Source organism: Haloarcula salina, from assembly GCF_010119195.1.
GTDB classification, from domain to species: Archaea; Halobacteriota; Halobacteria; order Halobacteriales; family Haloarculaceae; genus Haloarcula; species Haloarcula salina.
In genome coordinates, this window is the sequence record NZ_WRXL01000006.1 from 1 (window position 1) to 13,951 (window position 13,951).

General features: G+C 53.8%; 10 protein-coding genes. 4 read left to right on the forward strand and 6 right to left on the reverse strand.

The features are described from left to right. Positions 1-434 precede the first annotated feature (434 nt). From GM656_RS15160 to GM656_RS15175, 4 genes are all read right to left on the reverse strand, one after another. Entirely contained in the window at positions 435-1,184 is a 750-nt protein-coding gene (locus GM656_RS15160) for a DUF6339 family protein (RefSeq protein ID WP_162414536.1), read from the reverse strand. A gap of 31 nt (positions 1,185-1,215) precedes the next feature. Then, positions 1,216-2,286 carry a hypothetical protein gene (locus tag GM656_RS15165; protein ID WP_162414537.1) on the reverse strand — a complete coding sequence of 357 codons (1,071 nt, stop codon included), beginning with the start codon at positions 2,284-2,286 and terminating at the stop codon, positions 1,216-1,218. After that, a complete protein-coding gene (locus tag GM656_RS15170; protein ID WP_162414538.1) occupies positions 2,286-4,175 on the reverse strand; it encodes a hypothetical protein in 1,890 nt (629 codons plus the stop codon). The genes GM656_RS15165 and GM656_RS15170 overlap by 1 nt, the downstream gene beginning before the upstream one ends. 1,658 nt (positions 4,176-5,833) lie before the next feature. Continuing rightward, on the reverse strand, positions 5,834-6,610 hold the full coding sequence (locus GM656_RS15175; protein ID WP_162414539.1) for a hypothetical protein: 777 nt from the start codon (positions 6,608-6,610) through the stop codon (positions 5,834-5,836). A 297-nt stretch (positions 6,611-6,907) separates the two neighbouring features. On the opposite strand from GM656_RS15175, the gene GM656_RS15180 reads away from it, so the two are divergent. Further along, positions 6,908-8,092, forward strand: coding sequence for a restriction endonuclease (locus GM656_RS15180; protein ID WP_162414540.1), 1,185 nt, complete (start codon positions 6,908-6,910; stop codon positions 8,090-8,092). A 127-nt stretch (positions 8,093-8,219) separates the two neighbouring features. On the opposite strand, the gene GM656_RS15185 is transcribed toward GM656_RS15180, so the two are convergent. Both GM656_RS15185 and GM656_RS15190 read right to left on the reverse strand, forming a co-directional pair. Further along, positions 8,220-8,855, reverse strand: coding sequence for an HhH-GPD family protein (locus tag GM656_RS15185; RefSeq protein ID WP_162414541.1), 636 nt, complete (start codon positions 8,853-8,855; stop codon positions 8,220-8,222). A gap of 10 nt (positions 8,856-8,865) precedes the next feature. Then, positions 8,866-9,981, reverse strand: a complete 1,116-nt coding sequence (locus GM656_RS15190; protein ID WP_162414542.1) for a DNA cytosine methyltransferase — start codon at positions 9,979-9,981, stop codon at positions 8,866-8,868. A gap of 191 nt (positions 9,982-10,172) precedes the next feature. Between GM656_RS15190 and GM656_RS15195 the strand changes: the two genes are divergently transcribed. The 3 genes from GM656_RS15195 to GM656_RS15205 are packed head-to-tail and all read left to right on the forward strand — an operon-like array spanning position 10,173 to position 13,799. Beyond that, positions 10,173-12,074: a hypothetical protein gene (locus GM656_RS15195; RefSeq protein ID WP_162414543.1), complete on the forward strand. Its 1,902-nt coding sequence runs from the start codon at positions 10,173-10,175 to the stop codon at positions 12,072-12,074. Continuing rightward, complete coding sequence (locus GM656_RS15200) at positions 12,071-13,108, forward strand: hypothetical protein (RefSeq protein ID WP_162414544.1); 1,038 nt, start codon at positions 12,071-12,073, stop codon at positions 13,106-13,108. The genes GM656_RS15195 and GM656_RS15200 overlap by 4 nt, the downstream gene beginning before the upstream one ends. A 1-nt stretch (position 13,109) precedes the next feature. After that, complete coding sequence (locus GM656_RS15205) at positions 13,110-13,799, forward strand: DUF6339 family protein (protein WP_162414545.1); 690 nt, start codon at positions 13,110-13,112, stop codon at positions 13,797-13,799. The last annotated feature ends 152 nt before the right edge of the window (positions 13,800-13,951 follow it).

Below are 13,951 nucleotides of genomic sequence, written 5' to 3' on the forward strand. Positions count from 1 at the left end.
TTACCTTCCCGAGGTGTAACAATGACTTACCGACATACTTCCAGTAACCGCAAGACGGAACCGCGAAACCGGCAGGGTCCGTCCAGAGTTTGCATGGTTCTGAGCCAGCGGATATGGCATAGAGAATGTCTGAATTACTCATATCTGATTTCGAGGAGTGGTAGGAGTAGCAGGCGCGCGACCCAACCAGCGCTTGGTTGGGGGTCTTGCCGTTTTGCCTTCTTGAGTAGCCGAACAGGGATAGGTTAGTAATATATGTCCCCAGTCGCGAAATAATCAATTATACGCTCAACTGACAGACCGGGACTTGTAGGCACCCCAATTTTTTCAATCTCAGATATTCTTTATTGACAACCACAGTTTTCGCCGGAGGACACAAACCACTACTTTTCTGCAGAACTGGGAATAAATCGGATGGATAACGATCCTCCGCGCTACGCCCAGCCAGCCTCCCGACGCATCACATCATCACGGAGATCCTCTATCGTCTCCACAATGTCAGCTTCTTCCATCATTTCTACACGTCGCACCGTCAGTTCTTCCCGGAGTAGTGTTGTCGTCCGACTCACAATGTCACTATTTGACGGTGGATCGTCGTATGGGACCTCTTCCTTGACTTCGTTCAGTGTGTCGTGACAGAGGAGATCACCGCAAGCATGTGTGACGGGAACATACCGTGCGAAATTGTGGTCCAGAAGGTCATTTGCAAGTTCCTGAAAACCGAGGACTTGCTTCGTTCGGCTATAGTCTTGATCCTCAACCTCTCCCGATTCACCCTCCTCGTATGTGAGCTCGGCACCCCACCAGATTCGGTGAAGGGCGTTGGAGTAAGCGTCGGTCCCAGCCTTCAGGAACTTCTCTTCCATATTTCCCGGGCTTTCCGGATTGAAGACGTGATCCCACCGGTAGTGAACGAACTCCGGAAACCGTATGACACAGAGGTAGTGCCATAGCCCGGCATCTGCTGCCTCGTTACGTGTCAGGTCAAGAGTGCAGTGGAGTGTCTGCGCTAGCTCGGCATCAATGAGTGAGTCCTGAGCGTCAATTTCGTCGTCGGCACGGATCTCCTCAATCCGCTCGTCCACCGGGCTAAGATCTATAGATCGGCCCAGTGGCTGTAAGTACGGGCGGAGATCTTCTTCTGTGAGATCACGCTCGCCCGCGAGGAATCGATTGTCGATCATCGGATGGGCTGCACTCTGAAGGTGATAAAGCTCAGTCGTCACTCTGGATCGCCTCCTCGATCAGGTTCGTCGTATCGGACGGGATGTCGTACTGCTGATGCACTGCACGTTCGATCCGCTGAACGAGGTCTGGGATATCGACGTGACTTCGAACGTCCTCGGCGAGTTGAATCTTCGCCTCGTCATCATCAAGACCTGGGTACAAATCGTCTAGGAAGATGTCCAATACGTCTTCCTGCCAACTGTACTCTGGTTCACCCGTATCAGGGCTCGTGTCGCGTGCCGTCTGCATCAGTAGTTGCGTCCAGACAGAGTGTTCGACGTAGTCGTATAGTACGTCGCGCAGCCGGGGTGGTCCACCTGTCGGTCCTGTATTATTCAGAACGTTGATCACTTGTGGATGTCCCTTGTTCAGGTACAGCTGTGGGTTCCGAGGTGCCTCCAAGCTGAGGTAGTGAATATGGTTCTCGTCGGGGAAGCGGTCGTAGTCGCTGAAGTCCTCGATGATCGGCATGAGAAGGCTCCCGCCGTCATCCCTCTCGTCAAGTCGAATAATCCACGAGATTCCGTCAGCGACTCGTGCGCCGACCTTGGAGGCGTGCTTCGATCCACTGGAACCGCTTCTCTCAGTTCTGGTGAGGAACGGCTTGATTTTCATTCGTCCACGGTGGTCGTCACGTTTGATGCACAAGGTGAATTCGTGAGTTCCTCCATCCAGCGGTGAGTCGGCGAGTATTTGCCGGTCTCGACTCATTGCGAGTGGATTCTCCTTCACCAATGCGAGGCGACCTGGCGTCTCTTCCCACTCGTCGAACGGGAAAACTTTCTCGACAGTATCTTGGTCAATGGTAACCGTGCCTTCTAACTCCAGAGTCTCCCAGTTACCTTCGTCCACCAACGACAAATACTGGTCGTCCTCGTTCAACTCTCCTCTTTCTCCGAGAGAGGCTCCATCTAGACGGAAAGATCCGACATCGAAATCGAGCGCCTCTTTCTTGTATTCGTGTGGGAGGGATTGGCTTACTAAACTACCTGTCTGGACGTCTTCTTCCTCTTCTTCGTCCGGTTCAGTCCCTTCGACTCCCTCGTTGACAGTCGCCATTACTTGTCCCTCCGTTCTGCTACGTCAACAGATACTTTTATTCTGGTCTCGACTTGTCTGTGATCCTCCGTCGACACACCCTCAAAGGAGATCTTCGATGTGCCAGAAGTTGGCTCCAGCCGGCCCACTTGGACTCCCTTCTGCTCTGGGAGCGATATCGATACTCCGGTCGTATCTGACGAGATATTCTGTACGGGGAGACGATCGGAAGTAGCTCTCTCCTCTGCCATCCGAATCAGTGAGACGGTGATCGCCCGGATCTCGTTACGGTCGCTCAAAGGCTCGACCTCACCGCTGAATGACCAATGCGTGTACACCTCGTCGAACGAGATATCTGTGTCTCCCGTGACACGCTGGCTACTGGGTGACTCACGATCTGAACGTCCCCCTCGTGATTCGTTTCCGATCTTGAACCGGTTTCCTAGACGCTGAGGTCCGGTCGTGCCTCGATCTACTTCGGGTGCGACGAGCCCACGTAACGTCTCGGTCACGTCAGACTTGATACCCTCTACTGCGGTCCGGAACCCCCGAGAGTAGGTGTTTGCTAGTGTCTCTGTTCGCACCCACTCGTCGTGTTGAGGCGGCTCTGCAGCGGTCAAGAATTCCTCTACGATGGTTTCTGCTTCTCCTGGACTCTCATCCGTTCCCCACGGCCGCGCACGTCCCCCGAGAAGGACTCCGTGGAAGTCCTGGTTCCCGACGACGACTCGGTCTCGGTCGTAGTACTCAACGACCATCCCCGCACCTCGGATGAACGCCACTTCGTTCCGATGCTGATACTCACCTGTATCTGCACGTCGCACCAACAAATCGAGTTGGCCATCTACACCGCCACCACCGCCGCTCTTTTCTGGTACGTCAAGTGGTATGGCAGCCTGCGCGACATCCTCGGGTTCGTTCAGCTGGCTGACTGAGTACTCACGGTCGTCCAGACAGTTCGTGAAGGGCTTGTATTGAGGATACTCGTCGATACTTGCTTGTCTCGTCTCACCCTCCACTTCTACTGCTACCTCCAGGTCGCCACGGTAAACGGCCGGCCAGAACCACTCGATTGCCATCTCCGTGATCTGATCCGCTAATTCTCCGTCGTCCAGTCGCTCTTCCGCTGTAGGTACGCGGAAATCCACGACTTGTATGCTTGTTCCTGGTCCGTCTGAACGACTCAACTGAAGGCTGTCTGCTATCGATCCGGCTTCATCGCCCCAAATGGACTCCGGTCTCGCACCCTCTTCGTCGTGGCTCAGACTACCGTACCAACCGTGCCCTTGATATACCGTATCGCCGTCCTCCGACTTGTGTGTCGGCAAGCGCGTCCGACCGATCAATCGAGGGGATTGGTCTGTCGGGTTAGGTTCGCTCAGCGTGGAGTTGAACATGACGAGCGATAGGCCTGAGTACAGCCAGAGGACAGCTTTCCCTAAACCATAACTTCCACCGGCGGTGTCTCCCGACTTGCTACTGAATAGAACGTCTCGGACCAGAGCAGTGAAGTTTGATTCGTCGGCGTTTTCTTCACCGAGGAGCCCCTCCGTGTTCTCATCCTCAATAGTCAGAATACGGATCTCTTCATCGTTTTTTATGCGTTCAATCGCCTCAACGATGTGTTTGCCGCTCTTCGTGTCTGTCGCTAAATTAGCGTGCTTGGACCACGTTTCGATATCAAGTATTTTGAGATACTCTATCGCCTCGTCGCCCTGTAAGGATTCCAGCTTGAAGGTGACTTGTGCCGGCTGCTCGTTGTCCAACCGAGCGTCGTTCGAGTTTTGCAGGACCTCACGAACGAAGGTCTTCAGCCCTGGTTCACCGTGTGACATCGCGTACTTTGCGACGTCGTCGCCGTATCGTGCATCAGTCGGTCGAGAAGTGGTGAATCCCCACTCACCGGTCATTACGACACCCCACCGCAATTAGTGAGTCTGAACGAATATATGTCGGAGAAGCGGGCGCTACGATTCATAATTATCACAAATCTTCTGCGCCGACATAAATGTGTGCGGTATGGTGTTCGTTTGGTTTCCTGATAAAAGTCAGAACTGTGAATTTGGAGGAGTACCAGTGGCCAAGTAGTGTGCGCCGACGAGATCGTGGCGGATCTCACTAAGTTCACGCGACCGACGTTGTGTATCCGTGCTTAACCCTTCAAGAGCAACGACAGAGAAACGAATGCCGTCACCAAATTCGTTCCGTCGTTTGAATAGACGACTTGATATGGATCCGGTTGTTCCGATTTCTTCGAGAGTTTGGCCCCACCGTTTCTCTGTTTCTTCCCGCCACAGTCGAAACGCGTGTACACCGGTACTGTCGATTGTATCTCTCTCAGAGAGCGGGTGGCTCTCAGTCCAGTTGAGTCCCAACCAGTTTTCGCCGGTCACGTCACGCCAAGGCTGCCACGACGGGGCGGTATACGAGGATCGTTCTGCGACGTCCTTTAGCTCTTGATGCAACTTGCTGTGGCGGCCGCTCACGTGTTCAACTGGCTCTCGGTTCAGTTGGACCATAGGAGTCCAACCCATCTCTCGCCGACAAATGGCCACGAGGGTTGACTCAATTGCACGCCGGTGTCTCCTGTTCGGCGATATCGGAGGTGTCGTGACAGAGACCTCCATCTTACCTCCCGTAATCTCAGCGATTTGCCAAAGGCCACGAGCAGCGCCGTGTTTGTCTCCAGTCGGCCGATCCGATTCTATCATTCCCGCTGACAGATCAAACCCTACGCGCTGCCGAACGCCTCCCTCTGACCCCGACTCCCCGACGTACATCAAACCTGGGAGTTCTGAATGTCGAACTCGGTAGAGACCTGGGCGACGTTGTAGTTCCTTACGCAGCGTTTCGCGGTCCTGAAGGTCAAACCATCTCGACCATTCGAGTCCCATCCACATCTGGGATTGAGGTTCCGGCTCAAGACGGGAGAGTGGTCCAGGGACGTCTAGGGTTCGTGTTTCTGCCGCGCTCCGTCGTGTAGCCCGATCAACGGTAGCGAGTTCAGACTGAACGATGGGTTTGGAGATCGAGAGTAAACGGGCAATTGCGTCACTACCTGGGACGTGCTGTGAGAGGATCCATATCGTCACTTGCCGATTCGTCAGTCTGGTCCTGCCCGCCACCGCTACGATGTCGTCAATAGCGGCTGGCGGAAACTCGGAACACGAGACGACGAACCCACTACTGCCTCTCTCTTCTCTATCTCCAACCACTTTTTGGACCTGCCGGTCGTGAGCGGTCGCTGCGGCATCACGACCGGCTTCGGTGAGTCCGATTTGACTGGCAACAGCGTCCCAACATCCGTCTCGCTCGACTAATACGTACAACAGCCCGTCGTCACTCCTTCCTACCGGGAGAGGGTCGAAGCCCGTAAAGAGTGTCTCAGCGTCAATGACCGACGCATTTCGTACTTCTCGAAGGGCTCTGGCAAGTGAGCCAGCCTCGATGGAATACTGAGTTGCGACAGACTTGACGATGTCACGGGATACAGGCACCCCTACGAACGGATCTCCTACGTACGACGTGTTAGACTCCCGGTCCAAATACACGTGACACTCGTCGTCGCTCATCGGAACTCGTCTAACTGGCGATTGTCCTCGCTTTTGCGCTTAGTGTCCATCCGCTCGTCGTAGTCGGAGTAGTCAACTCGACCTTCCGAGATTCCTTGCTCGTCCTCGTACACCATCAACCACAACCGAATCAGATAGTAAATGTACGGTGCTGGTATTGCGTTTTTTGCCAAGTGACTCTTCGGATACGGTCCCGGCGGATAGTTCTTGACGGCTGCCCACCACTCTCTGGAACGTTCGGAGAAGAAGAACGACGAAGTCTCGGCCTTATCAGAGGCACCATCTGTGGTCAAGAGCCGCTTCTCACGGGGGGGCTGTGGAACTTTGAACGAAGTTTCGAACGCTCGCTCGTACTCAATCGGCATACCGAACATCCGTCCGTTAAGAATGGCGGGGTCATTGAGTGGTGCGCGCGGAACGTTTTCGATTATGTAGTGGTCACAGTACTTCTCTGAGAGCATCCGGGCACTCGGGATCATGTTTTCGTGCTTGTCGGGGTCTCCCGAGATGCTCGTCGTCGCCGCCCATCGGGAACAGACCGGATGGAACAGCCCTAAATCGAACGTAACATCGTCCTTGACCGGGAGATCCCACTCCTTTTCCTTGATGTGGGCATCTGCTTTGACCGGTGTGCTCTCGTTCGTGTCTTTTGGGTCAATTCCGACACGAATTACGTTCCCGAAGTCGCTGAGAACCTCTGACTCCGTCCCATAGTCCGCGAAACAGTGGAGGATGAGCGGCTCTTCGTGTTTCAATTCATCGTCCGAGGTCATACGGTATCACCCAATTCATACGCAGCGCCCTGGGTTCTATTGAGAGAACACTGCGCCGAGCACGTCCGTGTAGAGTCCGCGTAGATTGTCACTGTTGTGCGCTTAGACAGTGGTTCAATTTAAACTCACCATCTGAAAACGATTCTCAGGTCTGGTTCAATACAGTCAGGTGTTTGGACCCCTCGTATAGTGACGAATTCCAGTGGTAGTACTGGACAACACGCAAAGATTTCTACAAAACCACCTTATTTCAAATACTTTCAATAAAGCCAAATATGTTCTTGATGTATCTATCATATGAGTCAGGGTGATGTCTTCCCGAACGATGGACTTGATCGGGCAGATCTGGTAGTTGACGCAGTGTATAAAGGAGGAAGTGAATCCAACCTTGCCGCGGCAACTCTTCCAGACCTACTGAACGTAGGAAATTCTGGCGGGTTCAGAAAAGCAACCTGCCAGGCAGGATCTGTAGATCTCTCTTACGTTGTCCTCTTTCACAACGCCAGTGAACCAAGCTGGCCTGATAAACTTGATCCAGAGAGTGGTATCTTCACCTATTTTGGCGACAACAGAAAACCAGGATCACGCCTTCACGAACCGCCAGGAAACAAATTTCTCAGAAAAGCATATGAATCTCTCCATAACGGAGAACGAACTGATATCCCCCCAATTTTAATCTTCAGTGCAACGGGTGAGGGCTATGATAGACGGTTCAGGGGACTCGCGGTGCCAGGAACACAGACTGGAAATCAATCTGAGGACCTAGTTGCAGTCTGGAAGAACAAAAGAGGAGAGCGGTTCCAGAATTACAGAGCTCGTTTTACCATCTTGGATGTCGCTCAAGTCTCCAGAGAGTGGATTGAAGATCTAGAGGAAGGCAATTGCGACACAGATAACGCTCCCGACGTGTGGCTAAAGTGGCGTGAAACCGGAACGTACACACCGTTGAAGGCTGAGCGAACGAAAGATCATCGGTCAAAAGAACAGCAACTACCATCAACACCTCTGCAAGAACAGATCCTAAAGACTGTATATTCACGGTATACCGAGAACCCGACTGACTTTGAGTACGTCGCCACTGCTATCTTTGAGTTGATGGACGACAACGTCGGCAACAATGAGATCACACGAGAGACGAGAGATGGAGGCATTGATGCGACTGGTAAGTACAATATTAGTCCCGCATCAGGGCCAGATAGTGACACTCTCGTAGTAGAATTCGCGTTAGAGGCAAAGTGCCACCATCCAGATTCTGGCAACGGAGTGAGGGAGATTAGTCGGCTTATCTCTCGACTCCGCCATAGGCAATTTGGCGTCTTTGTGACAACCTCTTATCTCGCCAAGCAAGCCTACAAAGAGATCAAGGAAGACGATCATCCAGTCTTAGTTCTAAGTGGAGGTGACATCGCCGAGATCCTAATTGAGAATGGATTCGAAACAGAGCAAGCGGTTAAGCAATGGTTAGATCGGCAAGAATACTAGGCGCAACTGTGTCAATTTGAGTGGTTGGCACCTATTGAAAGAAAGACCTAACTGATGGACGATCGGGCTGTGAGTTCAAGGAACGAAGCCGCGTCGAAACTGGTACGAGGACAATGATTTTGTAGCGCTATCCATAGCTTTCCGACTCAATGAAGTAGGCGCAATACTCGTTGGCGAAACACTGTTTACACAGCGGTTCGGACTGGCAAACCAGCGCACCGAAATCAAGCAACGCGAGATTGTACGCACGGGCCTCGTCAGGAACCAACCTCTGCGTGAAAGTCAGCTGATCCGCTTCTGTTTCGGGCCACCTGTCTCGAAATACCCGCCTGTACACTCTCTCAACGTTCCTATCCAGTACCGGCAACCGGTCGCCACGGGCGAAGCACAGCGTGGCGTTCGCCACGTACTGGCCCACTCGCGGAAGTGCCATCAGTGATGCTGGTTCAGTAGGGAGATGATCGTGTGTTGAGGCAATCTGTTTCAGTGCCGCTGCGCGCATATTTTGGAATCCGAGAGGTTCAACAACTTCAACGAGCTCATCCTCAGTGGCCTCCGCTATCACGTCCAGGGTGGGGAATTGCTTCAGGAAGCCTGGATAGACCGCTGCTACGTTTCCAGCTGGTGTCTGAGTCAAGAAGAACTCCGCTACGAACACCTCGTACAGCGTTCGGTTCAACTCGCGCCACGGGTACTCACGGCGGTTCTTCTGACCCCATTCAAGCAAATTCGTTCGAAACCGGCGCTCTACCTCTGACAACATCTGCTCTCACTCAGTCGTCGGCGACAGAGGACTCGACAGACGGAGTCGCAGCCCCGACGTGCGAGAAGATTGCTTGTCCCATGTACTCACCGAGCTTTGGGGGGACCGCGTTACCGATCAATCGGCCCAAATTCGACACGCCGACGTCTTCCCACTCATCGTAGAAGTCGTAGTCTTCCGGAAACGTCTGCAACAGAGCTCCCTCAAGCAGTGAGAGTGCCCGATTCTGGTCTGTATCGTAGTGACCAAACCGACCGCTGCCGTAATTGTAGAACTGCGTCGTGATCGTCGGAGAGGGTTCGTCAGGTCGCATCCGGCTGTAGGGTGCTTTGTAAGAGCGTCCACTCGCCTTCCGGTGGCAGTCCGCCAAGAGATGGTCGAGGCCATCCTCTTCCCAGAGAGTCCAATCTCCACCGGGTTCCATGTTATCGATACGCTCCAAGTTCTTTTCCGAGAGAGAACGTGCTCTATGCACGTCGTTCTCGTCGCTGACTTCCCCTGCTTCAAGTGATGTCAGGTGATCAATCGTGTCTTTGACCGTAGGATAATCTTCCTCACTCTGAATCGGTGGGTCGGGTAGAGAGAGGGGTCCCCGCTTGGACGCCATAACTACCCATCGTTTCCGCTTCTGTGGGACCCCGTACTCCGGGCAGTAGACGTTCTTGTTCTCGTCACTGTTGACGTGGTAGCCCTGTGATTCCAAACTCTCAACGAACGCGTCGTAGACGCCGTCCTCTTGTTTCACTTGGAGCACGTTCTCGGTGACCACCACGTCCGGCTCAACGTACTTTGCTATTCGTGAGACCTCGTTCAATAGCCCCCACTTTTGATGATCCTCGTGCCCTTTCCCCTTTGAGTGCCCCATCGTGGAATAGGGTTGGCAAGGCGCGCATGCCGCGAGTACCTTCAAATCTGCATCCCACGGGTACATCTGTGCGATTGGCTCTGGATTCTTTGCCAATGAGCGAATGTCTGCTCTGACGTATTTTCCGTCGATGTTCTGTTCGTATGGGTACTTACAGTCTGGATCTTTGTCGATCCCTGCGACGACAGATACACCAGATTGCTGGAGGCCATAACTGAGTCCGCCGGCCCCACAGAATAGATCCACTGCGGCTACCTTCATAACCCACTTTCCTGCGTATCGTCACATAAGCGTTCGGCAAAATACCTCACGACCACTTCCCACTGTGGAAGGAGTGCGACGATGTCACCTAAGTGAATGTTCTGCCTGCGCCTGCTGACGGGACTCATCAACGCATAACAGTAATACTAACTAGGTGGTCATAGTTTCGTACGACTATATCGGTATATAACATGGATCAGGAACAGATACAGATCAACGAAGCGGCCAAGTGGTTCTTTTTCAGTGGTGGACCAGGTGCCCCACGCTACGGCGACGATCCGACCAAACACGCCGTAGATCACGATTCGGAGGCATTCGTCCGTGAGGTCCTTCAAAATGCGAACGACCAAGGCCTTCCGAACGGCGATCCAGTCGAAGTGACCTTCCGTTTTGTCACGCTCACCGGTGACGAGAAAGAGGCATTCCTTGACGGACTCGGCTGGAACGACGGACTCGGCGAACGAATGCGATCGGTCGCGGACACACACAATGGCTATCGTTACGAACGGGTCGTCAAGCGAGTCAACGATCCGAATGCCGAGCTCAGACTGCTCGTCGTCGAAGACAGAAACACGACCGGATTGACTGGAAGCTGGGACGGAGATTCCAACTATGCCGCTTTGGTGCGTGACGAACTCTACAGCAGCAAACAAGACGACACCGCAGGCGGCTCGTACGGTCTAGGTAAGTCTGTACTCTGGACTTTCTCGGGTGCTTCGACAGTCGTCTTCAATTCTCATCTCGCTAGCGAGCGTCAAGACGACTCGCCCCGTCTCATTGCACGTTCCAAGTTCCCCACACACCAACTCCAGGAAGACGATACGACGTACCAAGGTGCGGGGTGGCTCTGCCAGCCAATAGAGACCGACGACGGTCCCCGTCCCGAGTCCTTCTGGGGAGAGCGCGCGTCGCGGCTCGCAGATCAACTGCACGTGGAACGACCCGCTGTCAGCGGAACGAGCGCTATGGTCGTCGAGTTCCAAGATCCGACGCGGGATGAGCGACCGGACGTCGAAGACCTCGCACAGGAGTTCGTTGACGCATCTGTCAAGTACTTCTGGCCAGCAATATATCGGGATGATCTCGAAATCACGGTCGAAACACCCGACGAAACACTGACCGCAGACGTCGAAAGCGTTCCGGCGATCCGCCCCTTCGTTGAGGCTTACGAGGAGAGGACTACAGATACTCAGACGTTAGTGGACCCTGGAGACGTTGCTGGACTGGATATCCCAGTCAATCTTCCGCCTCGTGCCGATGGAACCGAGACTCCCGACGGATCGGTTCGGTTGTCGACTCGCCTCGCATCTCCTGCGGACGACGATTCTTATTTGAATAACATCGCACTGTTCCGAGGAGCGGGGATGGTGGTCAAGTACTACGACCAGAGTCGTGTCGCCTACGGTGACCGGAACTTCTTCGGCGTAATAGCTGCCGGCGAAGCGCGGTCGGAAGGGGCCCCCTCAGATAGTGATCGAGAGATCGACCGATTCCTGCGGTTCGCCGAACCGCCAGAACACGACGAGTGGGAATCCACTGAGAATCTCCGTGAGCAGTACCAGCGTGGATTCCGGATGGCACTCGACGATATGTTCGGAACGCTGCGTGATGGGCTCCGACACTTGATTTCGAAAGGTAGCAAAGGTGATTCCCTCTCCGACAACGTTCTGAACCGGTTTCCGATTCACGGGAGCGGGAATCCCCGATCCACGACGTCGCCCGCAGACCCTGTCTTCGAAATCGACAGTTCGTCTCGCTTCGACGGCGACGCGTGGGAGATCTCTGGCCGAATCAAAGTCCTCCCAGAAGAGTTCGATGGATGGAGTGCCGACATCTCGCTCACCGGTGTTGGTGAGGACGGATCCCGTTACGCCGACATTCCAATCGACTACGTCGAAATCGAACAATCCGGCGTAACCGTATCGTACGACGACGGAAGTGTCCATCTCGTCGCCGATGAAGAATTCGATGAACTCTCGTTCTCGGGCCGTTCTCGTTCTGACGAACCTGCCGACTTGGTGCACGGTGACGTCGGTGCGACACAACTAGAGATACTCGCAGAGTTACAGACTCCGGAGGAAGATCAAGCGTGACCAGACACTCTCAACGCCACCGTACTACGACACTTCCGTTCAGCTACCGGGAGAAAGGGGTAGACTTCGGTCTGGACTCGTACACCGTTGACGATGGGGAGCGAACAGCGATCCAACTGAATCCGTCTCAGACCGAGATCAACCTCGCATCGGCCGTATCGTCGTCTGCCAGTAGTGACGAGTCGGATTGGGACACCATTACTCTCCACGGGAAACTCCGCCTACCAGAGGAGACTGTACAGGCAGTCTTTCCAAAAGACGAGCGATCAGAGCCACCGGCCAAACTATACGTCACCATTCGCTGCCACGAGACGATCTATCGTGACCGGGAGGTCATCTCCGAGACACCTACGACACCCGGAGAATACGACGTTGAGCTGGAAATTCCGAAAAGAACGGTCCGCGGGACTGTCGAACTGCGTCCGTATCTCGTTCGCACCGAGACTCGTTCGGGAGAGGAACCGAACGACTACGCCGATCAGAAGAACTTCCGCGTCGCCAGTGGGACACTGTACTACGTCGAGGTGGACCGCTACGAGGGAGAAGAGCGAGCAGCCATCAATGGGGAGCGCGTCCGGTTCTCACAAAACGCTCACCTCCCAGATGGGAACAAGTTGTACTACCTTGATTTCCGGAACGAGAGCCGGCCAAAGTTGTGGATCAACTCCGACCATCCACGTATCGCCGAAGTACTACAGAGTAGGGGATCTGTCGGCGCAGAGGCTCGGATGCGTGACGTGATTCTGGACCAGGTGAGCTACGGTGTGTGGGTACAACTCCTTGTTCGGGCCGGGAGTGCTGTGGACGTAGAGAGCGAGGTTGAACACGAATGGCAGGAGATGGTGCTTGAGACATTTGCGCGCAACCTATATGATACCAATAACGTATCGGAGGCGACCCGTCGGCTCAAGGAAGACCTCTCCGACTTAGAGACTTTACCCCACGTGATACAGCGGATTGATAGCGAACTTCAGGAGTACATAGACCCTCGAGAACAATTAATCCACCTCATGGAGGAGGGCCTCCAGATCTAACGTGACCGAGACAGAACTACGACGACTGACCGAAGACGGACGCCGCCTCGTCGGTGAAGCGTTCATGAAAGGCGAGGCGACACTAACCGATGAACAGTTGAATGAGTACCTAGAGCCCATGCCGGGTCATCCGACAGCTGACCTGGATAGAATTGACTCGGCGGTAAAAGATGTGCTGGCGGAGGGCCCAGATCACAAGACCGCTATCGATGGCTTACTCGCTGAAGACGTTCATCGCAGCCTGGACATTACAAGACGGACCGCCGGTGACCCGGGTCTCTGGCATTGGCTAGCAGTTGTTAGGTATCCCGATCTCGTTCGATATCGCTGGGAGTATCGTTCCGAAGAGGCGATGAGAGAGAAGTTCCTCGGTGCGGGCTCCGACTTGTACTCAAACGCTCTCCACCGGCTATGGTGGATCGCAGAACTAACTTCTCGGGGCGACGATTATTCTACGACAGATGCGGTCTTCGCCAATCAAACGATGGTCAACAAAGTGTTTGACCGCTGGTTCGCACGTTATCAACCCGCCGTTAGAGCCATGTGCGACGAACTCGCAGACGAACCGTCGCGTGTTATTGACGAGACGACACGTCGATTTAATCACGCACTGACGAACGTACAACTTGAAGGACTATCAGAGAATGACGCGCGGAAGATGATTCGACAAATTGTCGCTGAATCCCACTAACTGAAGTCAATATTATGGAAAGAAATACTTGGATATAACTTGAAACCAACATACCAAAACTGGATACTTGTCCCAAAATTTGGTTCTCAATGGGTATAAGAACACCACTAATATGATGACGAAGCACGATTTATTGTTGTCGCCGGCTGAGT